Source organism: Nonomuraea sp. NPDC049152, assembly GCF_040648355.1.
GTDB lineage: Bacteria > Actinomycetota > Actinomycetes > Streptosporangiales > Streptosporangiaceae > Nonomuraea.
On record NZ_JBEZDO010000006.1, the window covers coordinates 90,968 to 114,276 of the forward strand.

Genomic DNA, 23,309 nt, shown 5'->3' on the forward strand with positions numbered 1-23,309 from the left:
GAGCATGAGCAGCGCGGGCAGCGCGGTGAACCCGAGCGTCAGCCCCGCCAGCGCAGGGCCGGGCTGGGGCGCCGACCCTTCGACGGAGACGAACCCGGTGGCGGCCAGCACCAGCGCGTCACCGCCACCCCCAGCGCCTGCACGACGAAGGCCGACAGCAGCGCGAAGAACGCCCTGTTCCCCCTGGCGATCCTGAAGGCCGCCACCAGCCCGAGCGGGGCGGGCCCCGGCATCGAGCGCACCCAGCGGGTGGAGAAGGTCGCCGCCAGCAGCGCCGCCGCCATCACCGCGCCGACCGCGACGCCCATCCACGCGTAGCCCGCCGCCTACGCGATCGCCGGAGCCAGGCCGCCCGCCACCAGGATTCCCACCGTCAGGCAGACCACCCGCCACGACATGATCCTGGTCCGCTCGGCGGGCGAGGCCGACATCTCCGCGGGTAAGGCCACGTAGGGGACCTGGAAGGAGGCGAAGGCCGACGCCGCCAGGATGAAGGAGACCGCCACCAGCGGCGCGTTCGGCGCGGCGAACATGGCGGCGAAGGCCACGGGCAGCGTCAGGGAGCCGAGCAGCAGCAGCCTGAAGCGCCTGGCGGTGCGGACCGCCTCGCGGTCGCTCGCAGCCCCGACGACCGGGTTCAGCACCACGTCCCAGATCTTGGGCGCCACCAGGACGGCGCCCGCCGCCCCCGCGGCCACGCCGAGCACGTCGGTCAGGTAGTAGAGCAGCAGCAGCCCCGGCACCGCCGAGAACACGCCGGTGCCGACCCAGCCGATTCCGTAGCCGAGCAGCCGCCCTCTCGGCAGGCTCACGGCGGGTCGCCCGGGAGGCCGAGCGCGCGGTGCAGCACGATATGCAGGTAGGAGCGGAAGCGCCGCAGCGCCTTGGGGTCGTCGGCGCCCCTGCGCCTGCCCTCGTCGTCGAGCACGCCGCCCCTGACGAACCCGTTCACGCACCACACGACCGTCCACATCGCCATCTCGGTGTCCGCGCCCGTCACGTCGCCGACGAGCGTCAGCAGCGGCCTGATGTACTGGCGTTCCAGCTCGGTGACGTCACTGGCGTCCAGCAGCCATCGGTGCAGCCACAGGGCGGACACCTCGGGATTGTCGACGTAGAAGTCGAGGTAGCGGTCGGCGATCCGATGGACGCGCTCGGCGAGGTCCAGGCCCTCGGTGTCGGCGATCGCCCGCTCCAGCATCGCGCGTTCGCCCTGGTGCGCGCGCTCCATCACCGCGAGGTAGAGCTCGCGTTTGCCGCCGACGTGGTAGTTGACGGTGGCGATGTTGAGGCCGGACGCCTCGGCGATCTGCCTGGTGGTGGTGCCGTCGTATCCGAGGGCGGCGAACAGCTGGGTCGCCGCCTTGAGGATCGTCTCGACCTGGCTCATAGAACCGAAACTAGTTCGGGTCGCCTCGCTCGGTCAATCACTTGATGGAGGGCAGCGCGACGACCGCGCGCAGGCCGGGCGCGGCGTCCTCCAGGTGGACGGCCCCGCCGTGCGCCAGCAGCGTCTCGCGGACGATCGCCAGGCCCAGGCCCGCGCCGCCCTCGTCCCTGCTGCGGCCGTGGTCGAGCCTGGTGAAGCGGTTGAACACCCGCTCCCTGTCCTCCTCGGGGATGCCGGGCCCGTCGTCGGTCACGGTCAGCACGCCGTCGGCGGTCAGCGCCACCTCGACCTTGGAGGCGGCGTGCCGTACGGCGTTGTCCATCAGGTTGGTCAGCGCGCGGCTCAGGTCGAGGGCGTCGCCACGCACCACGACCGGGTCGCAGGCGGTCAGCCTGGCCTCGCCGTACCTCTCCACGACCTGCCTGACGACCTCGTCCAGGTTGACGGGCTCGTTCCTGGCCAGCCTGCCGCCGCGTTCGTCGAGCCTGGCGAGGGCGAGCAGGTCCTCGGCCAGGCGCGACAGGCGCAGGGTGTCCTCCAGCACGCCCTCGGCGGTCTCCGGCCAGTCCTGACCCTCGGGGTGGCCGAGCGCCACCTCCAGCTGCAGCCTGATGCTGGCGAGAGGGCTGCGCAGCTCGTGCGCTGCGTCGGAGACCAGCGCGCGCTGTCGCGACTCGGCCTCCTCCAGCCTGGCCAGCATGTCGTTGAGGGTGACGGCCAGCGAGTGCACCTCGTCACGCGCCTGCGGGACCGGCAGCCGCCTCGACCTGGCGGTGTGGGTGATGTCGGCCGCGCCCCTGCGCAGCGCGGCGATGGGCCGCAGCGTCCTGCCGATGATCAGCCAGCCGCCGCCCGCCAGGAACGCCACCAGCAGCGGCGTGCCGAACAGCAGCACCTTGCCCGCCGTCACCAGGCTCCGCTCGATCTCACGCACGGGCCGCGCGGCCAGCACGGTCACACCCTTGTCGCCGCTGATCACGATCACCCGCAGCGGCCCTGGGATCCCGTACGGCTCGCCGTTCAGGAACCACGCGGAGTCGTGGCGCAGCGCCCTGCGCCGATTACCGGCGTCCAGCAGCGGGACCAGCCGGTCGGCCCCGTAGGTGCCGTGCGTGACCCTGCCGTCGGCGCCGACGACCTGCACGATCGTGCCGTCCTGCGTGGTGATCGGGTCGGTCAGCGTGCCGCTGTCGGCCTGCGCGCGTACGGCCTGCGCGTGCTGCCTGGTGGTCTCGTCCACCGTGTCCATCAGCGACCTGCCGAGCACCACCATCAGCACCGAGGCCGACATCGCGAACGCGAGCGTGAGCCCCACCGCCGACAGCGCCGTCAGCCTGAAGCGCAGGCTCTTGCGCCGCCACCACTCAGCCACCGTCGCCGGCCAGCCGGTAACCCGCGCCCCGCACGGTCTGCAAAGCGTTCCTGCCGAACGGGCCGTCGATCTTGCGCCGCAGGTAGCCGACGTACACCTCGACCACGTTCGGGTCGGTGTCGAAGGTGTCCCACACGTGCTCCAGGATCTCCACCTTCGACACCACCTCGTCGTGGCGGCGCATCAGGTACTCCAGCAGCGCGAACTCGCGAGGGGTCAGCTCCACCGCCTCCTCGCCCCGCTGCACCCTGCGCCTGGCGGGATCCAGTGACAGGTCGCCCGCCGTCAGCACCGCGGGACGCCGCCCCGCGTCGCGCCGCAGCAGCGCGCGCAGCCTGGCCACCAGCACCACGTAGGAGAACGGCTTGGTGAGGTAGTCGTCGGCGCCCAGGTCGAGCCCGTCGGCCATGTCGTACTCGCCGTCCTTGGCCGACAGCATGAGGATCGGCACCCAGTTCTCCTCCGCGCGCAACCGCTTGCACACGTTGTAGCCCGAGAGCCTCGGCAGCATGATGTCGAGCACGACCACGTCGTAGTCGCCATGGCGGGCCAGGTGCAGGCCCTCCTCGCCGTCGTGGGCGAGATCCACGGCGAACCCCTCGGCCTGCAGCCCCCGCTGGAGGGCGGCGGCCATCCGCCGTTCGTCCTCGACGACCAGAACTCTCATAGGGCACATAGTGCACCATCGGCGCTGAGAGGCCTCTCAGCTCGTCTCAGGATCGCCACAGCACTCTTCACGCACTGTTGAGACGTAAGCAATACCGTGAAGGAGTGAGATGTCCAGAGGCAAGCTCGTGAGGTGGGGCGTCCCTGTCGCGGCCGTCGCCGTGATCGGCGCCGCCATCGGCGCAGGCCCGGTGATCGCCGCCGTCAGTGGGGACCCTGTCCTGCCCGAACGCTCGGCCCAGCAGCTGCTGGCCGACGCGGCCGCGGCGGTACAGAAGGACGGCCTGCCCCCGATGTCGGGGACCGTCCTGGAGACCGCTTCCCTCGGCCTTCCCGCCCTCCCGCAGGGCGCCGCCACCGGTTCCCCGCTCAGCCTGCTGTCGGGTTCCCACGAGGCGAAGGTCTGGTACGGTTCCCGCGACCAGTTCAGGCTGGCCGTACCGGGGCCCATGAACGAGACCAACGTCATCGTGAACGGCGACCAGGCGTGGCTGTGGGAGAGCCAGGCCAACAAGGCCACCCGCATCAAGCTGGAGCCGGGCGCCACCGACCGGCCGGACAAGACGCGGATGCCGAACGCCCCCGCCCTGACCCCGCAGCAGGCCGCCGAGCAGCTGCTGGCCAAGGTCGGCGAGCACAGCGTGGTCAGCGTCACCAACACCACCCAGGTGGCCGGACGCTCGGCCTACGAGCTGGTGCTCGCGCCCAAGGAGAGCGGCTCGCTGATCCAGGACATCCGCCTGGCGCTCGACGGCGAGACCTACGTCCCGCTGCGCGTCCAGGTGTACGCCAAGGGATCGGCCGAGCCCGCCTTCGAGGTCGGGTTCACCCAGGTCACCTTCTCCGCGCCGGCACCCGAGAACTTCACCTTCACCCCGCCCGCCGGCGCCAAGGTGGAGGAGAAGACGTTCGGCGGCGTCCACGAGGAACAGCAGCCGAAGGCCGACTTCCGCGAGGGCGACGTCAAGACCGTCGGCGAGGGCTGGAACACGGTCGCGGTCCTTCCCACGCCCACGGCCGACGCCCCCAAGCCCACATCGGAGTCCGGTCGCCAGGACGTGCCGTCGCTCGACACCATCCTGCAGTCCGCCACCCCGGTGAGCGGCCCGTGGGGCAGCGGCAAACTGATCAAGACCAAGCTGGTCAGCGCGCTGTTCACCGACGACGGCCGGCTGCTGGTCGGCGCGGTCACCCCGGAGGAGCTCACGAAGGCGGCAGGCGCCAAGTGAGCATGACGCTGGAAGCGGGGGCGCCCTTCGGGGCGGCCCCGCCCTCCGATGACCACGCGATCGTCACGGAGGGCCTGACCAAGCGTTTCAAGGGCGGGCAGATCGCGGTCGACGCCCTCGACCTGACCGTGCCGCGCGGCTCGGTCTACGGCTTCCTCGGCCCCAACGGGTCGGGCAAGACCACCACCATCCGCATGCTGCTCGGCCTGGTCGCCCCCACCTCCGGCACCTACTCGGTGGTGCCGCTGCCGCAGGTCGGCGCGCTGGTCGAGGGCCCGGCCTTCTACCCCTACCTGTCGGGCGAGGCCAACCTGCTGCGCTACGACGCCGCCGACCCCACCGCCTCAGGCCGTACGGCCCGCGCCAGGGTCGCCGCCGCGCTGGAGCGGGTGGGGCTGTCGGCCGCCGCGGGCAAGCGCTACCGCAACTACTCCCTCGGCATGCGCCAGCGCCTGGCCATCGCCGGCGCCCTGCTCGGCCCGCGTGAGCTGCTCATCCTCGACGAGCCGACCAACGGCCTGGACCCGCAGGGCACCCGCGAGGTCCGCACGCTGGTCAAGGAGATCGCCTCCGACGGCACCACCGTGTTCGTCTCCTCGCATCTGCTGGCCGAGGTCGAGCAGATGTGCACGCACGCGGCGATCATGCGAACCGGCAGGCTCGTCGCCCACGGCACCATCGCATCGCTGAACGGCGGTCGCGCACCGCGCCTGCGGGTCGAGACGCCCGACGCGGCCGACGCGGCACGCGTCCTGCTCGGGCTCGGCCTGACGGCCGTCGCCCACGAAGGGGTGGAGGTGAGCGCCGACCTCGGCGGCCACGCCCCCGAACGTCTCAACGCCGCGCTGGTCGAGGCCGGCGTCGCGGTCAGGGGCCTGTCGGTCGTACGGCCCAGCCTGGAAGAGGTCTTCGTCGGCCTGACAGGGGAGGGGTTCGATGTCGAAGGTTGAGCCTGAGGTCGAGGAGGAACTCCAGACGTCATCCGGCGGCGCGGCCAGGAGGACGCCGGGCCTCGTGCCGGTGAGCGAGTCGAGGCGCACCGCCGAACTCGGCCCGCGCGCCGACCTTCCGGCCACCGCGCCGAGCGTCCTCGGCCCCCAGGAGCGGACGGCCGACGCGGTGGGACCGGTGAGCGCGTTCCTCAGGATGCTCGGCTCCGAGCTCGGCCTGACCTTCCGCAGGCCGCGCAACCTGGCCATGCTCGCCGTCCTCGCCGTCGTGCCCGTCGTCATCGGCATCGTGCTGCGCATGGTGGGCGACGACATGGCCGACGGCCCTGGCGGCCTCATCCAGCAGGTCACCGGCAACGGCTTCTTCCTGGCCTTCATCTCGCTGGGCGCGCTCGTCCCGCTGCTCATGCCGGTCGCCGTCGCCGTCGTCGCGGGCGACGCGCTCGCCGGCGAGGCCGCGGGCGGCACCCTTCGCTACCTGCTGGCGGCGCCGGCGGGCCGTACCAGGCTGCTGGCGGTGAAGTACCTCAACGCCGTGCTGTTCTGCCTGGCCGTCGCCTCGGCCGTGGCGCTCGCGGCGCTGATCACCGGCCTGGTCCTGTTCCCCGCGGGGCCCGTCACCCTGCTGTCGGGTGTGGCGATCCCGCTCGGCGACGCGCTGCTGCGCATGCTGATCGTCATCGGCTACGTCACGCTCGGCATGGCCGCGCTGGCGGCGGTCGCGATCGCGCTGTCGACGCTGACCGAGGCGCCGATCGGGGCCATCGCGGCGACCGTCGTGCTGGTCATCACCACGCAGGTGCTGAGGGCGATCCCGCAGCTCGAGGTCATCCAGCCGTACCTGCTGCCGAACTGGTGGAGCGACTTCGACGCGGTCCTGCGCGATCCGATCGCCTTCGACGACCTGACCTCGGGGCTGCTGGCCTTCGGCGCCTACATCCTGCTGTTCGGCTCGTTCGCCTGGGCCCGCTTCACCAGCAAGGACATCACCTCCTGAGGGTCGACGGCCGGGGGACGGTCCCGCCCCCGCCCGTCCCCTGAGACGGCCGGGCTCGGCCGTCACCCCGGAAAGACGCCGGCCGCGTGACGGCGGCCGGAGACCAGGACCGGATCCAGGTCTTCGACGGACCCGGCGTTGCGACCACGGGGAGGGCCGCAGACCAGGTCCGGCCCCCCGGTCTTCGAGAGACCCGGCCCTGTGCCGTCGGAGAGCGGCCGAAGATCCCCGGGGTCATCCGCCGTACCGGAAGACCCCGGGGCCGCGGAGAGGGTCAGGCGTTGCGGCGGCGCAGCCCCATGAAGCCGACCACCACCCCGATGGCCCCCACGACCAGCCCCGCCCCGCCCAGCAGCCGGGCCGTGCCGTCGGAGGACGAGCCCGAGCCGGCGGCCATCGGCGCCACCGAAGGCGTCGCGGGGGAGGCGGGCGCCGCCGAGGGCGAGGCCGACGCCGTTCCGTGGTGGTCGCCGTCGGCCGAAGGGGGCGTGAGCTTCAGCGTCGGCGCGGGATGCTCGGCCTCGGTGCCGTCCGTCTTGGGCTCGTCGGCCCACTTCACGACCTCCCCGCCCGAGTAGGTCTGCGCGGTGGGGAACATCAGCCGGTCGGTGTCGGTCGGCAGCTGCCCCATCGACACCTCGAACTCCTGGAACTGCCCTGGCTTGATCTCGCCCCCGGACCAGACGACCTTGGTGACCGCCTCGGTCAGGTCGCCGTACTCGGTCTTCACCGGCTTGGGCAGCTTGCCCTCGGCGACCTTGACCTCCCAGCCGGGAACCGGCTTGACCGAGACGAAGGCCAGCGGGTGGTCGACGGGGAAGGACACCTCGATCTTCGTCGTCGAGGCGTTGTCACGCTCGTTCGGGACGCGGAAGGCGACCTTGGTGAACCCGCCCTGCTCGGCGGTGCCTGGGTTGACGGTGACGTGGGCGAGGGCGGGGATCGCCAGGCCGAGGGACAGGGCGGTGGCGGCGGCGAGGACGCCTGCCGTGCGGCGGAACTTGGACATGCGGGAACTCCACTTGACTGGGAAGAAGAAAGAAGGGAAGGGCGTCAGAAGGCGGGAAGTGGAGGACCGCGCCTGCTGACGATGTGGCGCAGGAGCACGCCGCGGGAGGCGACGCGGCGGATCGCGCGTACCGGCGACCGCCGTACCGGGGCCACGGCGGGCAGCGGCGGCAGCAGCCTGATCAGGCGGCGCCCGAGGCGGCGCAGAAGCGACCAGAGCGCGGCCTCGCCGCGCGCCAGCCACCAGCCGGTGATGAGCGTGGCCGTCAGGTGGGCCAGCAGCATGCCGAGGCTCTCGCCGAGCCCCGAGCCGTGGCCCGCCTGGCCCTGGCCGTGGGCCAGGGTGAGGACGGCGCCCGTGCCGTCGAGGCCGAACAGCTCGTGCAGCCCCGCCTGCAGGGCCACGAGCGTGAGGTTGATGGTGGAGGTCGAACGCTCCCTGCCCGACAGCGCCAGCGCCACCGCCATGACGGTCGCGCCGCCCAGGCCGAACGCCCAGGTCGCGGGCCCCGTGCCGCCGGCGGCGCGGTGGCCGAGTGCAGCCAGCAGCACGCAGACGGCGGAGAAGGCCGCCGCCCGCGTCAGCCGTAGGGGGAGGTTGGCGCGCATGAGTGACCATATGTTCTCACGGCGGCGCTGCGGGTGAAGGCCGGTGGGCTTCTTCGGGCGCCCTTCACTCTCAGTTCATGACTTTGTCGGAACTATCACCGTCCACTCCATTAACGTCTATTTCGGTCTGCTCCCTAATGAAGACGGGTACCGGAACATGCGCAGAATGGCGACGCTCACCTTGGCGGCCACCTTCACCCTCGGGATGTTCTCCTCCTCCTCCGCGGCGGCGGCCGGGCCGGACAGGGCCCCACAGGAGATGCCGACCGAGATCTACGGCGGGGCCTGGTCCTCGGGACACGTGCAGGGCATCGCCGTCGACCAGCGGAAGGGCTTCATGTACTTCTCCTTCACCAACCTCCTGGTGAAGACCGACCTGCGGGGCAACCCCGTCGGGTCGGTGTCCGGCTTCACCGGGCACCTCGGCGACCTTGACTTCAACGAGAAGGACGGGCGGGTGTACGGGTCGCTGGAGTACAAGGAGCAGGAGTCGTTCTACATCGCCATCTTCGACGTCGACCGGATCACCAGGATGGACATGGACGCCCAGTCCAGCGACGTGGTGAGCACGGTCTACCTCAAGGAGGTCGTCGACGACTACGTCGCGGACATGAACGGCGACGGCAGGTTCGACGGCAACATCGGTGACACCCCCGACCACCGCTACGGCTGCAGCGGCATCGACGGCGTGTCGTTCGGCCCGGAGTTCGGCAGGAAGGACGGCAGGCAGAGGCTCACCGTCGCCTACGGCGTCTACTCCAACGTCACCCGTCAGGACAACGACCACCAGGTCATCCTCCAGTACGACGTCAGGCACTGGAAGAAGTACGAGCGGCCGCTCACCGAGAACGCTCCCCACAAGAGCGGTCCCGGCGAGGTCGACGGCAAGTACTTCGCCTACACCGGCAACACCACGTACGGCGTGCAGAACCTGGAGTACGACGCCCACACCGGCAACTGGATGATGGCCGTCTACAAGGGCGTCAAGCCGCAGTTCCCCAACTACTCCTTCTTCATCGTCGACGGAAGCCGGCGGCCCAGGACCGGCCCCATCGTGGGCCAGCCCACCCCCGAGCAGGGCAAGCTCCTCTCCCTGGCGCCCGGCGGCCTCCAGCACGAGCCCTCCGGCGTCCGCGGCTGGGAGTTCGGCGGCCAGTACGGCCTGGCCGCGCTCGGCGACGGCCGCTACTACGTCTCCAAGGCCGGGACCGTCACCGAGGGCGGCGTCACCAAGCAGACCAGCCACGCCCAGCTCTACCGCTGGACCGGCCAGGCGCCGACGCCGTTCGAGAAGGTCGGCTGACGGCCCGCTCGATGCCATACGGCTCCGGCCAATGCCTGGCTCATTTATCTGGTTTGTCGCTATGGTCGGGGCCGAGGTGATGTACGTGCGGCATTTCGCTGGTTTGCTTCTCGGCGTGATCGTGACCGGCGTCCTGCTGGTCGGGGGCGGCTGGGCAGTCCAGCAGGCGTTGATGGTCGCGCCTGGAACCACAGCTTCGGCCCCAGGGCCGAAGCTGTGGATCGCGCTCGGCGCCATGGCGGTGATCGGCCTGGTGGCCGGGCTGGTGGTGGCGGGCAGGGTGTCGCCGCTGGCCACGTTCGTGCCCTCGCTGGTGCTGCTGGCATGGACGGTCGTCTACGCGCTGGACGTCAACAGGGCGTTGTCGTTCGTGCCCGACGAGCCCTCCATGCACCACATCGTGCTGGAGGCGGGCGCGGGCAGCAGGACGCTGCTCACGACAGGCGTCTACGCCATGCTGGGCGTGGCGTTGTTCCTGCCGGTGCTGATGCCGTCCCGCTGGGCAGGCCGGCGGGACGACATGGACGACGAATACGAGGAGGCCGAGCAGGGCGGTTACTACTGACCCGCGCGGGTGTAGAGCCTGGTCACGACCTCTTCGATCGTCTCGTCCGGCGCGGTGGCCATCAGGTCGTCGAGTGAGCCGTCGAAGGCCAGCCTGCCGTGGTCGATCAGCATCACCCTGCGGCACAGGCGCTCGATGTCACCGAGATCGTGCGTGGTCAGCAGGACGGTGGTGCCGCGCTCGGCGTTCACCCTCAGCAGGAACGCGCGGATGCTGTTCTTGCTGACGACGTCGAGCCCGATCGTGGGCTCGTCCAGCACCAGCACGTCGGGCGCGTGCAGCAGCGCGGCCGTCAGGTCGCCGCGCATGCGCTGGCCGAGGCTGAGCTGGCGCACCGGCGTGCGCATGAACGCGGCCAGGTCGAGGGTCTCCACCAGCTCGTCGAGCCGCCCGGCGAACACTTTGCGATCTACTTTGTAAAGGAGCCGGATCAGTTCGAAGCTGTCCCTCAGCGGCAGGTCCCACCACAGCGTCGTCCGCTGCCCGAACACCACGCCGATCCGCCTGGCCAGCGTGGTCCTCTTGCGCGAGGGGTCGAGGCCGGCCACGCGGACCCTGCCGGAGGTGGGGGTGAGGATCCCGCACAGCATCTTGATCGTGGTCGACTTGCCCGCGCCGTTCGGGCCGAGGTAGCCGACGAACTCTCCCTGCGCCACGTTGAAGGACAGGTCCCGTACGGCGTGCACGACCGTGCGCTTCACCTTGAACGAGCGTCCCGCGCGCTCCAGTTCGATCATTCCTAACTCCCCGTCGATCGGTAGCGGCGAACGCCCTGGCGCCAGGCGAAGGCGGACAGCAGGGCGAGAAGCAGGGCCGCGACGGGCCCGAGGAAACGCAGGAAGCCGGGCGTCCCGAAGGGGTCGTCCTTGCCCAGGACGTACAGGCCCGGCTGCCAGTTGATGAAGGCGAGCGGCAGCACGTAGGTCACGCCGCGCACCAGGTCGCGGCCGTAGACGCTGAAGGGGTACTGGGCGAGCTGGCCGCTGCCGTAGGTGAAGGCGTTGACCACCTCGGGGGCGTCGGTGAGCACGAACTGTGCCGCCCCCGCCAGCGTCCACAGCGACGCGAAGATGGCCATCGCCGTGACGATCATCACTGGGATCATCCAGGCGCGCTCCCACGGGACCCCGATGTCGGCCAGGGCCACGACCAGGATGGTGACCGCCTGCAGGACGCGGCCGAACCTGGTCGGGGTGAACCTGTCGACGGCGGCCTGCACCCACGCGGGGGCGGGTTTGACGAGCATCGTGTCGAGGGTGCCCGCCTTGATGTGCTGGCTGATCTTGTCGAGGTTGCCGACGCACATGTCGACGAGGGCGAAGGCGGTGCCGGCCGTGCCGTACAGGAAGAGGACCTCCGCACGGGTGAACCCGCCCAGGGCGGTGGTGTTGGCGAAGACGACCAGGATCACCGCGACGTCCACGGCGCCCATCAGGCAGCCGAAGGCGATCATGAGCGCGAAGGAGACGGGATAGGCGGCGGCGGCGCGCGTCCACGTCCACGCCAGCATGGCGAAGGTCCTAACCACCCTGGATCACCACCTTGTGCCTGATCGCCTGGGTGCCGAGCGCGCCGAGGGCGAGCAGCGCGGCCGCCCAGAGGGCCTGGAACGGTACGGCGTCGAGGAAGCCGGCCTTGCCGAGGTAGACGTCGGCGGGCACCTGCACCATCGCGGCCCAGGGGAGCGCGGTGGCCAGCTCGCCGAGCCAGCCGGGGAAGATCGTCAGGGGCAGCATCATGCCGCTGAAGAACGTGGTGAGGACCAGTGACACCGTGGCCACGCCGCGGTCGTCGGCCAGCCAGCAGACCGACAGCGCCACGAGGTAGCGCCAGGCGAAGCTGACCAGCACGCCGAGGGCGAAGCTGACGGCGAAGGCCGCCCACTGTCCCCTGCCGGACGGCACGACGATGCCGAACACCAGCGCGCCGATGATCGTGGGCGGGACGCCGCGGACGAGGAAGAGGTAGGCCGCCCTGCCCAGGTCCTCCGACAGGGACCAGGCCTGCAGGGAGGCCGGACGGACGAGGTCGAGGGCGATGTCGCCGGTGCGGATGCGTTCGGGGATGGTCAGGCCGCCGCCGAACAGCTGCATCGGGCCGATGAAGGCCTGAGTGATGAAGCAGAAGGTGACGGCGTCGATCACGTCGTAGCCCGCCAGGCCGGGTCTGGCCTGCCAGAGCGCGATCAGGACGTAGGCGCGCAGGATGCCGAAGACGCTGTTGGTGAACGCTCCCGCCAGCGCGGCCCACACGTAGGTCGCGTGTTTGCGGAAGCCGAACCGGATGAGCCGGAGATAGAGGGAAATGGTGTGTCACCTCCGCAGAGTGATGGCATGGCGACAGCCCGTGCCCAGAAGAAGGCACGGGTGTTAGGAGCGGTAATTATCCGCTGAGGGATCAGCGGTCAGCAAGGCGATAAACGAAGCGCAGGCCCGACCAGGTGCCGTCGATGGCCGCCACCTTGTTGTCGACGAGGCCCTGTGCTAGTCCGTACTCCCTGACGTGGTCGTCGCTCAGGTCGGTCGGCACGCCGCCGGCCCGTTTGGGCCAGCACACCCATAGGCCGCCGTTCTTCACCAGCCGGGCCGCGGCCTTGCCGAAGCGCTGGTGGAGGGTGGCCGCGTCGGCGCAGAAGATCAGGATCACGTCGTAGGGCTCGCGTCCGGGCCGGCGGTGGTAGGCGGGGATGTCGAGGTCGCAGGGCGCGTCGACGACCAGCACGCGATGGCCCGGTTTGATCCCCAGCTTCTGCGGCAGAGGTGTTCCGGAGTATCCGGCCATGCAGGAAGGGTCTCATACGGCCATCCGTGATTTACCGGAAATAGAGGAGTTACTTACTTGCCGGTAGAACGATCCTCTAGAGGGAATTCCTTAGGTGTGCGGCACGAGATCGATCTGGACGTCTTCCCCGACTACCCCTTCAGCTGGCAGTCCCGAGCGCTCAACGGCCTGATGCGCGGCACCCTGAAGCCGGCGTCCAGCCTGCTGCTGCGCCACTCCCTGGCCATCACCGCCTGCTCCCGGCTCGGTGAGCTGGTCAGGCTCGTCCCGATGCGACCGCCGAGCCACGTGAGCATCGTCCCGCATCGCGCGGGGGAGTGGGTGCGCGCGGGTCAGGGGCTCGACGAGCGCAAGGTGGTCCTCTACTTCCACGGCGGCGGCTACTTCAGCTGCTCGCCTGCCACGCATCGGCCGATCACCTGGCGGCTGTCGGTGGTGGCGCGCCGCCCCGTGTTCGCCGTCGACTACCGGCAGGGGCCCGTCCACTCGCTGGCCGAGTCGCTGCAGGACGCGCTCGACGCCTACGGCGAACTGCTCGGGCGAGGACACGATCCCGCCGACATCCTGTTCGCGGGCGATTCGGCGGGTGGTCACCTCACGCTGGCCACCCTGCTCGCGCTGCGCGATCGCGGGCTGCCGCTGCCGTCCGCGGCCATCTGCCTGTCGCCGTGGACCGATCTGAGCGACACCCCGCGCAGGGCCAACCGATGGGAGGACCCGATGCTGCCGGCCGGCCGGGTCGAGTGGCTGGCCAGGCGGTGGACGTCGGGTCTCGATCCGCGTGACCCGCTCGTCTCACCGGCCTTCGGCGACTACACGGGGCTGCCGCCGCTGATGATCGTCACGGGCTCGACCGAGGTGCTGCGCGACGAGGGCCGCAGGGTGGCGCTGCGCGCCCGCGAGGCGGGCGTGCCGGTGACCTACGAGGAATGGCCGCGGATGCCGCACGTCTTCGCGATCCTGGCCGACGTCCTGCCCGAAGCACGCCTGGTCTACCGGCACATGGCCCGCTTCCTGAGCGCCGTGCGCGCATCAGGGGAGGAATCTTCTCTCGCGGCATGACGTTCCAGCTATAGGTTAGGTCCGCCTAACTACAGTTGGAGGGTTCATGGCGGAACATCGGGGCGTCGTGCTCAGGACCGAGCGGCTCACCCCGCACATGGTGCGGCTGGTGGTCGGCGGTGAAGGGCTGCGCGACTTCGCCACCGAAGGGCTGACCGACCACTACGTGAAGCTGGTCTTCCCCTACGAGGGAGTGGAGTACCCGACGCCGTTCACCGTGGCGAGCTGCAGGGAGAGCGTGCCGCGCGAGCACTGGCCGCGACTGCGCACCTACACCGTGCGCGCCTGGGACGCGGCGGCCAAGGAGCTGACGCTCGACTTCGTGGTGCACGGCGACGAGGGGCTGGCCGGCCCGTGGGCCGCTTCCGCGCGGCCCGGCGACGTTATCCACATGATCGGCCCCGGCGGCGGCTACGCGCCGAGCCCCGAGGCGGACTGGCATCTGCTGGTCGGCGACGAGAGCGCGCTTCCCGCGATCGCCGCCTCCCTCGAGGTGCTTGCCCCGGGTACGAAGGCGCACGTCTTCCTCGAGGTCGAAGGCCCTGAGGAGGAGCAGAAGCTGGACGCCTCCGTGACCTACCTGCACCGCCAGGGCGCCCCGTACGGCAGCAAGCTCGTCGAGGCGGTGCGCGGCCTCGACTTCCCCGAGGGCAGGGTGCACGCGTTCGTCCACGGGGAGGCCGCCTTCGTCAAGGAGCTGCGCCGGTTCCTGCGCGTGGACAAGCAGATCCCGCTGGACCAGCTGTCGATCTCCGGCTACTGGCGGCTCGGCGTCGACGACGAGGGCTGGCGCGCGGTGAAGAAGGACTGGAACCGGCAGGTGGAGGTCGAGGAGAGCGCCGCCCTCGGCGGGTGAGCATCAGCGCTCTCTTCTCTTACCTGAAAGCCCAGGTACCTCACTTCTTTCTCACTCCTGGGGAAGATTCGCCTTACCTTCGATACCCCTTGTGACAGTCCCGGAGAAATGCCTCGCCCGATCCGGTCACAGTGTGCTGTGGCCGTGTCCCAGAGCAGGAGAGGCACCCCGGATGGCACGTGGTTCGAGTGGCATGCCACCAGGCGTGCGACCGCTGACGGTGGGCGACCCGGTGATCATCGGCAGATACCTGCTGCTCGGGCGCCTGGGAACCGGCGGGATGGGCGTGGTCTACCTGGCCGAGCACCCGCGGGGCGGGTTCGTGGCGCTGAAGACCCCGCACGCCGTCCACCTCCAGGACGCCACCCTCCGCGCCAGGTTCGCCGAAGAGGTGAGGTTCTCGCGCAGGGTGGTGCCGTTCTGCACGGCGGCCGTGATCGAGGACGGCACCGACCGTGACCGCCCCTACCTGGTCTGCGAGTACATCCAGGGGCCCGCGCTGTCGCAGGTCGTGGTCGCGCGCGGCCCGCTGACCCCTGACCTGGCCTACGGCGTGGCGCTCGGCGTGGCCGCCGGGCTGGTCGCCGTCCACGACGCGGGGCTGGTCCACCGCGACCTCAAGCCGGGCAACGTGCTGCTGTCGCCGGACGGGCCGCGGGTCATCGACTTCGGCATCGCCCGCGACGTCGACACCGCGGCCGCTCACACCCAGGCGGGACAGGTGATGGGCAGCCCCGGCTGGGTGGCGCCCGAGCGGCTGACCGGCGGGCCCGCGCTGCCTGCCTCCGACGTGTTCGCGTGGGGGTGCCTGATCGCCTTCGCCGCCACCGGCCACCATCCGTTCGGCACCGGCGAGGCCGACGTGCTGACCAGGCGCATCATGCTGGAACCCGCGCGCGTCGACGGCGTGCCCGCGCTGCTGCGGCCCGCGGTGGAGGCGTCGCTGGCCAAGGACCCGTCCGAGCGGCCCTCCTCGGTCGAGCTGCTGCGGGCCTTACTGGCCGCGGGCGGCGTGGGCGATCCGTGGGACCTGCGCGAGGCGGTCGGCAGGGTGCTGTCGGAGATCTGGACGCCGGTGCCGTACCCGCCGGGCGGGGGAAGGGTGCGCCTGGCGGGCTCGCCGCAGGACAGGGCCGAGACCGAGGCGCCGGGTCCCTCGGCGCGCCGCCGCCGGGCCAGGGCGGGGGCTCAGCTGTCGCACGCCAGTTTCGCGGCGCTGGCCACCGTCTCGATCGCGGCGCTGACGGTGGCCGCGGCCAGCGGAGGAGGAGGAGGGGTACGGCTGGACGGCACGGGACTGCCCGAGACCGTTCCCGTCGTCGTGCCGAACGGCACCGCGGGGTCCACGATCAATCCGGGCCCGCTGACCAGGTCCCCTGCGGGACCGTTCCCCGCCGGTCCTTCGATCACGCCGACCGTCGTCGTCACCCACACCAGGACGGTGGAGCCCTCGAAGCTGCGGCCGACGCGCTCGGAGCTGGAGGAGCGGACGTGGGCCGAGCAGGACGGCAGGTCGCCAGGGCCGCCGGGCAACGGCGACCCAGGCGACTGTGTCGATCCCGCGGTCAGGAAGCGGGCGCGGGACTGCCCGCAGCCGTCCTCCAGCATCACGACGATCCCGCAGGAGGGGCCCGGCGAGACGCCCGATCCCACGGCCTCGGTGTCGGTCACCCCGACCGATCAGGTGTCGCAGACGCCCACGGGGTCCTCGTCGGGTTGACGGGAGTCAGCGGTGACCCGCTGGGGCTGCCGGGTGCCTGCCGTACAGGGAGGAGAGGGCGGCGGCCGCGCAGAGCAGCAGCGCGCCCGACCCGATGATCGACGCGGCGACCCCCGCGAGCTCCGCGACCACGCTGCCCACCACCACCCCCGCGATCGTGAAGTTGACCATGAGCGCGTTGGCCAGCGCGACGCCGCGCCCGCGCAGATCCTCCGGCAGGTCACGCAGCAGGGTGTGCGCGACGGGCACCTGGAACAGGCCCGAGCCGAGCCCGGTCAGCAGGCACCACACCGCGATCGCCGCGAAGTGGCCGCTCCACTGGGCGGGCGCCAGCGCCAGCATGGACAGGCCGAACACGACGATCGAGGCCGTCAGGAGGCGGTCGGGGAAACGGCGCATCAGCGCGGGCCCGAGCAGCGCGCCGAGGATCGAGCCGCCGCCGAACAGTGCCTGCGCCAGCCCGTAGGACAGGGCGGGCAGGTGGAAGACGGTCAGTAGTTGCGCGTTGAAGTTCGTGGTGAACAGGCCGAGGACCAGCATCACCGGCACCAGGAAGATCGCCAGGAACCGCAGTGACGGCACCTCCAGCACCCCGCGCACCCCGGTCCGCAGCGCCGTCCAGTACGGCTCGCGAGCCGCCGCCGGCACCTCGCGCAGCACCGCCATGGCGCCGAGCAGCAGCGCTGAGACCAGGAAGGTGGCCGCGTCGATCATCAGCACGACGGGCACGCTGCCGACCGCGACCAGCAGGCCGCCCAGCGCGGGGCCGAGCAGGTTGATCGTATGCGCCGTGCTCTGGAACAGCGCCACCGCCGAGGGGATGCTGTGCCCGCCGACGATCTTCGGGATGGCGGCGATGCGGGCGGTCTCGAAGAAGGCCTTGCCGACGCCCTCCAGGAAGACCAGCGTGAGCAGCAGCCACGTCGACCCCAGCGCCGGGATCATCGCCAGCACGATCACAATCCTGGCCAGGTCGGAGCCGATGAGCAGGACCCGCTTGGGCAGCCGGTCGGCCAGCGGGCCCACGAACGCGCCGAGGACGCCGGAGGGCAGCAGTTGCGCGACGATGACGAGCGCGATCAGCACGACGGGGGCGTCGGTGAGCGTCGCGGCGACGTAGATCAGGGTGACCCTGGTGATGGCGTCGCCGAGGAAGGACACCACGACGGCCAGCCAATATTTGAGGTAGGTGCGATCCTTCAGCAGCTCCAGCACTCTCGTGACACTAGATGTACGAGATGCGAGAAATGCGGAGGATCACGCAGAGCGAAATCGCCCCGGCCCCGCGGGCGCGCGGGGCCGGGACGGTCGCCGGGGAACCCTCCCATGCCCTAGGAGGAATCGGCGAGTTTCAGGCGGTCAGTGGGCGAACTGCTCCTCCTCGGTGGAGCCCTTGAGCGCGGTCGTGGAGGAGTCGGGCGCGATCGCCGTGCTGACCAGGTCGAAGTAGCCGGTGCCGACCTCGCGCTGGTGCCTGGTGGCGGTGTAGCCGCGCTGCTCGGCCGCGAACTCGGCCTCCTGCAGCTCGACGTAGGCGGTCATGCCGTCGGCGGCGTAGCCGTGGGCCAGGTTGAACATCGAGTAGTTCAGCGAATGGAAGCCGGCCAGCGTGATGAACTGGAACTTGTATCCCATGTGCCCGAGCTCGCGCTGGAACTTGGCGATCGTGGAGTCGTCCAGGTGCTGCTTCCAGTTGAAGGAGGGCGAGCAGTTGTAGGCGAGCATCTGGTCGGGGTACTTCGCCTTGATCGCCTCGGCGAACTCGCGGGCCACGTCGAGGTCCGGCGTGGAGGTCTCCATCCACAGCAGGTCGGAGTAGGGGGCGTAGGACAGGCCGCGGTCGATGCAGGCCTCGACGCCGTTGCGCACCCTGTAGAAGCCCTCGGCGGTACGGTCACCGGTGGTGAAGCGCTGGTCGCGGGGGTCCACGTCGCTGGTCAGGAGCGTCGCGGCCTGTGCGTCGGTCCGCGCGATGATCAGTGAGGGGACGCCCGCCACGTCGGCCGCCAGGCGGGCGGCGTTGAGGGTCTTGATGTGCTGGCCCGTCGGGATCAGCACCTTGCCGCCGAGATGGCCGCACTTCTTCTCCGAGGCGAGCTGGTCCTCCCAGTGCACGCCCGCGGCTCCGGACGCGATCATGCCCTTCATCAGTTCGAAGGCGTTCAGCACGCCGCCGAAGCCTGCCTCGGCGTCGGCCACGATCGGAGCAAGCCAGTGGGTCTGGTCCGACCCCTCCGACCAGGTGATCTGGTCGGCGCGCAGCAGCGCGTTGTTGATGCGGCGCACGACGGCCGGAACCGAGTTGGCGGGGTAGAGCGACTGGTCGGGGTAGGTCTGCCCGCCGAGGTTCGCATCCGCCGCCACCTGCCAGCCGGACAGGTAGATCGCCTTCAATCCCGCCTTCACCTGCTGCACGGCCTGGTTGCCGGTCAGCGCGCCGAGCGCGTGCACGTAGTCCTCGGTGTGCAGCAGGTCCCACAGCCGCTCGGCGCCGAGTCTGGCCAGCGTGTGCTCTTCCTGCACGCTGCCGCGCAGCCTGACGACGTCCTCAGCGGTGTAGGTGCGCTCGGTGCCCTTCCATCGGGGGTCGTTCTTCCAGTCGTGCCGCAGCTGCTCAGCCGCTCCCTTGAGGCGATCGTTCATTGTTCACTCCTTTGTCGTCCCCTGGGGTGCTTGTACCGAGTGTCTGCCCCGGTGGAGCTCTCCCAGTAGAGGCCGACGAGGAGAAGAATAGTGAAATTTCTCGATTCAGGGATACTGGCGGGTATTCAGTGCAGAAGAAATCGCGACTTTTCTCTATGGACTAGACCAATGACCGTGCGGGGCGTCACGGTGACGATCAGGCGCGGCCGGACTATAGAAAAAGCCTGATTCTTCCGCTTATGATGCGCACATGGCCCCCTTGCTCGGCGAAGAACCGCTTTCTTTGACACAGGAGCTCGATCTCATCGCCTTCGGCCAACGGCTGCGTCACCTGCGCAAACAACGCGGACTGACCCTGTCCGACCTGGGGGAGCGCGTCAGCAGGGCGCCCAGCCAGCTCTCCCTGCTCGAGAACGGCAAGCGCGAGCCCAAGCTGTCTCTGCTCAAGTCGCTGGCCACCGCGCTCAACGTGCCGGTCGAGGAGCTCCTGCGCCGCCAGCCGCCCAACCGCCGAGCCCAGCTGGAGATCGCGCTCGAGGAGGCCCAGCGCGACCCGCTCTACACAGGGCTCGGCCTGCCGCGGCTGAAGGTCTCCGCCCGCGTGCCCAACGACGTCCTCGAACACATCCTCGGCCTGTACGGCGAGCTACGCGCCAGACAGGCCCGCGGCACCGCCACCCCCGAGGAGGCCAGAGCCGCCAACGCCGAGCTGCGCCGCAGACAGCGCGAGCAGGGCAACTACTTCCCCGACATCGAGAAGGCGGCCGCCGCGGCCCTGGCCGCCGTCGGCTACCGCACGGGCGCGCTGTCCCAGAGCACGGTCCAGGCGCTCGTGACCCACTTCGGGTACACCGTCCACACCGCGCAGGACCTGCCGCGTTCGGTCCGCTCCATCACCGATCTGCGCAACCGCCGCATCTACGTCAAGCACGAGCAGCTCGGCATGCACACCCCCCGCACGATCCTGCTGCAGACCCTCGGCCACCTCGCGCTCGGCCACGGCAAGCCGCGCGACTTCGCCGACTTCCTGCTGCAGCGCACCGAGGCCAACTACTTCGCCGCCGCCGTCCTCGTGCCCGAGCGCACCGCCACCCTGTTCCTGCAGGAGGCCAAGCAGGACCGCGCCCTGTCGGTGGAGGACCTGCGCGACGTCTTCGCCGTCTCCTACGAGATGGCCGCCCACCGCTTCACCAACCTGGCCACCCACCACCTCGACCTGGTCTGCCACTTCGTCCGCAACGACGCCGGCGGCACGATCTACAAGGCCTACGAGAACGACGGCATCGTCTTCCCCGCCGACGAGCAGGGCGCCATCGAGGGGCAGCGCATGTGCTTGCAGTGGTCGGGCCGGCAGGTCTTCCAGTCACCTGACAGGTTCTCGGTCTTCTACCAGTACTCCGACTCGCCGACCGGCACCTACTTCTGCGTGGCGCACGTCGACCCCTCCCGCGAGCGGGACTTCGCGATCACCTTGGGCGTGCCGTACAGGGAGTCGCGGTGGTTCCGCGGGCGCGAGACGACCAACAGGACGCGCTCGAACTGCCCGACCGGCGACTGCTGCCGCCGCCCTCCCACCGAGCTGGCCCAGCGCTGGGAGGGGTACGCGTGGCCCTCGGCGCGCGCCAACTCCCACGTGCTGGCCGCGCTGCCGCCCGGGTCGTTCCCCGGCGTGGACGAGGCCGACGTCTACACCTTCCTCGAACGGCACGCGACGCAGGCGTGACGCGCCATCATCAGGCGGCGTCGTGGAAGACCAGGCCGAGTGTGTGCCGCAGGCCACGCCGTACCGTGCTGACGCCGTGCCTGACCGGCGAGGCCGACCAGCCGCGCGAGGAGCGCACAGGCCGGTCCCTGGTCGTGAAGATCAGCCCGTGCCCCTGCGGCAGCAGCGTCACCGTGCCGCGCGACTGGGCCCTCGGGCGCTGCTCGACCAGCAGGAACTCCCCACCGTCGTAGTCCGCCCCAGGCTTGTTCAGCCCGACCACGACCTGCATCGGGAACACCAGGTCGCCGTACAGGTCGCGGTGCAGGGCGTTCCAGTCGCCGTCCCTGTAGCGCAGCAGGATCTGGGTGGACTTGGGCTGGCCCGCCCTGTGACACATCCCCAGCCACTCGGCCAGCGTGTCGGGCCAGGGGGAGGGCTTGCCGAGCTTGTCCGCCCACTCTCTGGCGATCGGCAGCAGCCTGGGGTAGAACGCCTGCCGCAGTTCCTCCACCAGGTCGGGGAAGGGCGGGTCGAAGTAGCGGTACTGACCCCTGCCGAACCTGTACCGCTCCATGTCGATCGTCGACCGGAAGCGGGTCGCCTCGTCGTACAGGCCGGCGATCTCACCGCACTCGGCGGCGGTGAGGATCGGCCCGGTCAGCGCGCAACCGTAGGCGTTCATCTCCTCGGCCAGAGCGGCCCAGTCGGCCTTTTCCACGTGCTCGGATGGCTTGGGCATGATGCTCCTCCTTCGTGTCGGACTGTCGCCTCACGCGAACAGCGGCTGCAGCGCGCCCTCGTGCGTCAGCAGGAACCGCTTGCGCTCCACTCCGCCCGCGTAACCGGTCAGCGATCCGCTCGCGCCGATCACCCGGTGGCACGGCCTGACGATCAGCAGCGGGTTGGCGCCGATCGCCCCTCCCACCGCGCGGATCCGGTCGCGTGGCGCTCCCACCTGCTCGGCGAGCCTGCCGTACGTGGTCGTGGCGCCGTAGGGGAGGCCCTCCAGCGCGGCCCACACGCGTTCCTGGAACGCGGTGCCGCGCCGGACGAGGTCCAGCTCGAACGCGGTCCGCTCGCCCGCGAAGTACTCGCGCAGCTGGCGCTCGACCTCGGCGAACGCCTCGGGATCGCGCCGCCCGTCCGTCGCGCCCCCCATGTCGGCGAACGACACGGACAACAGGGCGAGCCCGCCCCTCGCCGCCTCGGACCTCTCTCCGACCAGCAGCAGCTCGCCGGCCGGGCTGTCGATCGTGGTGTAGATGCTCATGGTCCGCACCCTCCTTCGTGGTGTCTCCGTTCTGTAGAACACCGGAGCGTGCCGAAAGGATGAGCGGTTTTCGGACGTCGCGCTGAGCTCGGATCCGGCCCCCCGACGGCCATGGCGGACCCGTCGTCCGGTCGCCCCGCCGCGGGACTCTAAGCTGATGACCGGTGACGATGACGGGGGAGGGGCGCGTGCTGCCTGAGGTGGAGGCGTGGCTGCGGAGCCGTACGTCCTCGGCCGCCGACTGGCCTCTCGAGGCGCTCCTCGAACGGAAGGGCGCCACCACGATCAGCGTCGTCCTGCCCGCGCGCGACGAACGCGAGACCGTCGGCGAGATCGTCGGGGTGATCCGGCGGGAACTGCACGCCCTGGTCGACGAGGTCGTCGTGATCGACTCCCGCTCGACCGACGACACCGCGGCCGTGGCGAGAGCGGCGGGCGCCTCCGTCCACGCCCAGGACGAGATCCTGCCCGACCTCAAACCCCTCGACGGCAAGGGCGAGGCGCTGTGGAAGTCGCTGGCGGTGACCTCGGGCGAGCTGCTGACCTTCGTCGACGCCGACCTGCGCGACTTCCGCGCCTCCATGGTGACGGGACTGCTCGGCCCGCTGCTGTCCGACCCGTCGGTGGCCTATGTCAAGGGCAGCTACGACCGCCCCCTGCTCGGCGCTCCCACCGGCGGCGGCAGGGTGACCGAGCTGGTGGCCCGCCCCCTCATCAACCTGCACTGGCCCGAACTGGCAGGCTTCGTCCAGCCACTGGCGGGAGAGTACGCGGGACGGCGCTCCGCACTCGAACGCGTCCCCTTCCTCACCGGCTACGGCGTCGAGCTCGGCCTGCTCCTCGACCTGCACGACCTGGCGGGCCTCGACGCCCTCGCCCAGGTCGACCTCGGCTCCCGCGAACACTCCCACCAGTCCACCGAGGCGCTCGGCGGCATGGCGGGCCAGATCATGCTGGCCGCCTGGTCCCGCCTCGAACGGCAGGGCAAGATGATCCCCCTCCACCAGCCCTCGGTACGGCTCACGCAGTTCCACCGGACGGAGATCGGCCACCAGGTGCTGACGAGGAACGTCGCGATCGCCGAACGCCCACCGATGATCACCCAGGTCGGCTAGCCGCACGGGCGTCGTCCTGTCAGGCGCCGGTGTGCCGGGCACGGAGGCGTGCCGTACAGAATGGGGCG

Annotated in this window: 25 protein-coding genes; 10 read left to right on the forward strand and 15 right to left on the reverse strand. The window is 70.6% G+C overall.

Translation table 11 applies throughout. The annotated features are described in order from the left end of the window. Window positions 1-38: 38 nt before the first annotated feature. From AB0B45_RS13675 to AB0B45_RS13695, 5 genes are read right to left on the reverse strand one after another with little or no spacing between them, the layout of a single operon-like run. Entirely contained in the window at window positions 39-308 is a 270-nt protein-coding gene (locus AB0B45_RS13675; RefSeq protein WP_358129635.1) for a hypothetical protein, read from the reverse strand. An 18-nt stretch (window positions 309-326) separates the two neighbouring features. Then, window positions 327-812: an MFS transporter gene (locus AB0B45_RS13680; RefSeq protein ID WP_358129638.1), complete on the reverse strand. Its 486-nt coding sequence runs from the start codon at window positions 810-812 to the stop codon at window positions 327-329. Continuing rightward, window positions 809-1,390, reverse strand: a complete 582-nt coding sequence (locus AB0B45_RS13685; RefSeq protein WP_358129640.1) for a TetR/AcrR family transcriptional regulator — start codon at window positions 1,388-1,390, stop codon at window positions 809-811. Before AB0B45_RS13685 ends, AB0B45_RS13680 begins: the two co-directional genes overlap by 4 nt. Before the next feature lie 37 nt (window positions 1,391-1,427). Next, a complete protein-coding gene (locus tag AB0B45_RS13690) occupies window positions 1,428-2,762 on the reverse strand; it encodes an ATP-binding protein (protein WP_358129643.1) in 1,335 nt (444 codons plus the stop codon). Beyond that, entirely contained in the window at window positions 2,755-3,429 is a 675-nt protein-coding gene (locus AB0B45_RS13695; protein ID WP_358129646.1) for a response regulator transcription factor, read from the reverse strand. Before AB0B45_RS13695 ends, AB0B45_RS13690 begins: the two co-directional genes overlap by 8 nt. Before the next feature lie 109 nt (window positions 3,430-3,538). On the opposite strand from AB0B45_RS13695, the gene AB0B45_RS13700 reads away from it, so the two are divergent. The 3 genes from AB0B45_RS13700 to AB0B45_RS13710 are packed head-to-tail and all read left to right on the forward strand — an operon-like array spanning window position 3,539 to window position 6,604. Beyond that, window positions 3,539-4,657: a DUF2092 domain-containing protein gene (locus AB0B45_RS13700; RefSeq protein ID WP_358129649.1), complete on the forward strand. Its 1,119-nt coding sequence runs from the start codon at window positions 3,539-3,541 to the stop codon at window positions 4,655-4,657. A gap of 2 nt (window positions 4,658-4,659) precedes the next feature. Beyond that, on the forward strand, window positions 4,660-5,607 hold the full coding sequence (locus AB0B45_RS13705) for an ABC transporter ATP-binding protein (RefSeq protein WP_358130263.1): 948 nt from the start codon (window positions 4,660-4,662) through the stop codon (window positions 5,605-5,607). Next, window positions 5,594-6,604, forward strand: a complete 1,011-nt coding sequence (locus AB0B45_RS13710; RefSeq protein WP_358129652.1) for an ABC transporter permease — start codon at window positions 5,594-5,596, stop codon at window positions 6,602-6,604. Before AB0B45_RS13705 ends, AB0B45_RS13710 begins: the two co-directional genes overlap by 14 nt. Window positions 6,605-6,878: 274 nt before the next feature. Here AB0B45_RS13710 and AB0B45_RS13715 read toward each other — a convergent pair whose 3' ends face one another. Together AB0B45_RS13715 and AB0B45_RS13720 are read right to left on the reverse strand one after the other, a co-directional pair. After that, complete coding sequence (locus AB0B45_RS13715) at window positions 6,879-7,613, reverse strand: YcnI family protein (RefSeq protein ID WP_358129656.1); 735 nt, start codon at window positions 7,611-7,613, stop codon at window positions 6,879-6,881. Window positions 7,614-7,657: 44 nt separating this feature from the next. Beyond that, on the reverse strand, window positions 7,658-8,221 hold the full coding sequence (locus AB0B45_RS13720) for an MFS transporter (RefSeq protein WP_358129659.1): 564 nt from the start codon (window positions 8,219-8,221) through the stop codon (window positions 7,658-7,660). A gap of 166 nt (window positions 8,222-8,387) precedes the next feature. Between AB0B45_RS13720 and AB0B45_RS13725 the strand changes: the two genes are divergently transcribed. Both AB0B45_RS13725 and AB0B45_RS13730 read left to right on the forward strand, forming a co-directional pair. Next, complete coding sequence (locus AB0B45_RS13725; protein WP_358129661.1) at window positions 8,388-9,524, forward strand: hypothetical protein; 1,137 nt, start codon at window positions 8,388-8,390, stop codon at window positions 9,522-9,524. A 79-nt stretch (window positions 9,525-9,603) separates the two neighbouring features. Then, window positions 9,604-10,089: a hypothetical protein gene (locus AB0B45_RS13730; RefSeq protein ID WP_358130265.1), complete on the forward strand. Its 486-nt coding sequence runs from the start codon at window positions 9,604-9,606 to the stop codon at window positions 10,087-10,089. On the opposite strand, the gene AB0B45_RS13735 is transcribed toward AB0B45_RS13730, so the two are convergent. The 4 genes from AB0B45_RS13735 to AB0B45_RS13750 form a co-directional block, all read right to left on the reverse strand. Beyond that, window positions 10,083-10,826, reverse strand: coding sequence for an ATP-binding cassette domain-containing protein (locus AB0B45_RS13735; protein ID WP_358129664.1), 744 nt, complete (start codon window positions 10,824-10,826; stop codon window positions 10,083-10,085). The two genes, AB0B45_RS13730 and AB0B45_RS13735, sit on opposite strands and share 7 nt — an antisense overlap. A 2-nt stretch (window positions 10,827-10,828) precedes the next feature. Further along, window positions 10,829-11,617: an ABC-2 family transporter protein gene (locus AB0B45_RS13740; RefSeq protein ID WP_358129667.1), complete on the reverse strand. Its 789-nt coding sequence runs from the start codon at window positions 11,615-11,617 to the stop codon at window positions 10,829-10,831. Next, the gene (locus tag AB0B45_RS13745; RefSeq protein ID WP_358129670.1) at window positions 11,610-12,341 is read right to left on the reverse strand and encodes an ABC-2 family transporter protein; all 732 of its coding nucleotides are present in this window, start codon (window positions 12,339-12,341) and stop codon (window positions 11,610-11,612) included. The genes AB0B45_RS13740 and AB0B45_RS13745 overlap by 8 nt, the downstream gene beginning before the upstream one ends. 145 nt (window positions 12,342-12,486) lie before the next feature. Next, window positions 12,487-12,870, reverse strand: coding sequence for a hypothetical protein (locus AB0B45_RS13750; protein ID WP_358129673.1), 384 nt, complete (start codon window positions 12,868-12,870; stop codon window positions 12,487-12,489). 96 nt (window positions 12,871-12,966) lie between these two features. Between AB0B45_RS13750 and AB0B45_RS13755 the strand changes: the two genes are divergently transcribed. The 3 genes from AB0B45_RS13755 to AB0B45_RS13765 all read left to right on the forward strand — a co-directional run bounded on the left by AB0B45_RS13755 (window position 12,967) and on the right by AB0B45_RS13765 (window position 16,508). Then, window positions 12,967-13,932, forward strand: a complete 966-nt coding sequence (locus tag AB0B45_RS13755) for an alpha/beta hydrolase (RefSeq protein WP_358129676.1) — start codon at window positions 12,967-12,969, stop codon at window positions 13,930-13,932. A 46-nt stretch (window positions 13,933-13,978) separates the two neighbouring features. Next, window positions 13,979-14,788, forward strand: a complete 810-nt coding sequence (locus tag AB0B45_RS13760) for a siderophore-interacting protein (RefSeq protein ID WP_358129679.1) — start codon at window positions 13,979-13,981, stop codon at window positions 14,786-14,788. Between the two features lie 205 nt (window positions 14,789-14,993). Further along, window positions 14,994-16,508: a serine/threonine-protein kinase gene (locus tag AB0B45_RS13765; RefSeq protein ID WP_358129682.1), complete on the forward strand. Its 1,515-nt coding sequence runs from the start codon at window positions 14,994-14,996 to the stop codon at window positions 16,506-16,508. A 6-nt stretch (window positions 16,509-16,514) separates the two neighbouring features. Here AB0B45_RS13765 and AB0B45_RS13770 read toward each other — a convergent pair whose 3' ends face one another. Both AB0B45_RS13770 and aceA read right to left on the reverse strand, forming a co-directional pair. Further along, complete coding sequence (locus tag AB0B45_RS13770) at window positions 16,515-17,723, reverse strand: MFS transporter (protein ID WP_358129685.1); 1,209 nt, start codon at window positions 17,721-17,723, stop codon at window positions 16,515-16,517. A gap of 144 nt (window positions 17,724-17,867) precedes the next feature. Then, window positions 17,868-19,151: an isocitrate lyase gene (gene aceA, locus AB0B45_RS13775; protein ID WP_358129687.1), complete on the reverse strand. Its 1,284-nt coding sequence runs from the start codon at window positions 19,149-19,151 to the stop codon at window positions 17,868-17,870. A gap of 283 nt (window positions 19,152-19,434) precedes the next feature. Here aceA and AB0B45_RS13780 point away from each other — a divergent pair, with 283 nt between their 5' ends. Continuing rightward, entirely contained in the window at window positions 19,435-20,874 is a 1,440-nt protein-coding gene (locus tag AB0B45_RS13780; RefSeq protein ID WP_358130267.1) for a helix-turn-helix domain-containing protein, read from the forward strand. 10 nt (window positions 20,875-20,884) lie between these two features. Here the strand turns inward: AB0B45_RS13780 and AB0B45_RS13785 are convergent, their stop codons facing one another. Further along, a complete protein-coding gene (locus AB0B45_RS13785; protein WP_358129690.1) occupies window positions 20,885-21,595 on the reverse strand; it encodes a 2OG-Fe(II) oxygenase in 711 nt (236 codons plus the stop codon). A gap of 30 nt (window positions 21,596-21,625) precedes the next feature. Then, the gene (locus AB0B45_RS13790; protein ID WP_358129693.1) at window positions 21,626-22,126 is read right to left on the reverse strand and encodes a methylated-DNA--[protein]-cysteine S-methyltransferase; all 501 of its coding nucleotides are present in this window, start codon (window positions 22,124-22,126) and stop codon (window positions 21,626-21,628) included. 188 nt (window positions 22,127-22,314) lie between these two features. Here AB0B45_RS13790 and AB0B45_RS13795 point away from each other — a divergent pair, with 188 nt between their 5' ends. After that, window positions 22,315-23,241: a glucosyl-3-phosphoglycerate synthase gene (locus AB0B45_RS13795; RefSeq protein WP_358129696.1), complete on the forward strand. Its 927-nt coding sequence runs from the start codon at window positions 22,315-22,317 to the stop codon at window positions 23,239-23,241. Window positions 23,242-23,309 lie beyond the last annotated feature (68 nt).